This is a genomic window from Mesorhizobium sp. M1E.F.Ca.ET.041.01.1.1, from assembly GCF_003997355.1.
GTDB lineage: Bacteria > Pseudomonadota > Alphaproteobacteria > Rhizobiales > Rhizobiaceae > Mesorhizobium.
Genome location: NZ_RZSL01001290.1, coordinates 1 through 385, shown reverse-complemented (window position 1 = coordinate 385; position 385 = coordinate 1). Strand labels below are relative to the sequence as shown.

Annotated in this window: 1 protein-coding gene; it reads left to right on the top strand. The window is 67.3% G+C overall.

The genetic code is table 11. The features are described from left to right. Positions 1-20 precede the first annotated feature (20 nt). The coding region (locus EOA38_RS38835; RefSeq protein ID WP_245481048.1) for a PAS domain-containing protein at positions 21-385 on the top strand (365 nt) is incomplete at its 3' end.

Here is a 385-nt window from a genome sequence, read left to right as displayed (position 1 = left end):
ATTCCGAAACCTGGGTGAGGATGCTGGGCTACGCGGATGGCGAGCTCGACGGCGATCCCGATCGCTGGCTGGCGATGATCCACCCGGACGACCGCGAGCTCGTCGCCGAGGCGGACCGGGCGCATCTTGCCGGCGAGACGCCTTTCTTCGAAGCCGAGTTCCGGATGCGCCACAAGGAGGGCCACTGGGTCTGGATCCTCGACCGCGGCAAGGCGATCGAGCGCGACGGCGAAGGCCGGCTGATCCGGGCCATCGGCAGCCTGACCGACATCACCCAACGCAAGCAGGCCGAAGAACGCCTCAAGGTTTCGGCGGCCATGCTGGCCGACGAGAAGGAGCGGCTCAAGGTGACGCTGCAGTCGATCGGCGACGCGGTGATCTGCAC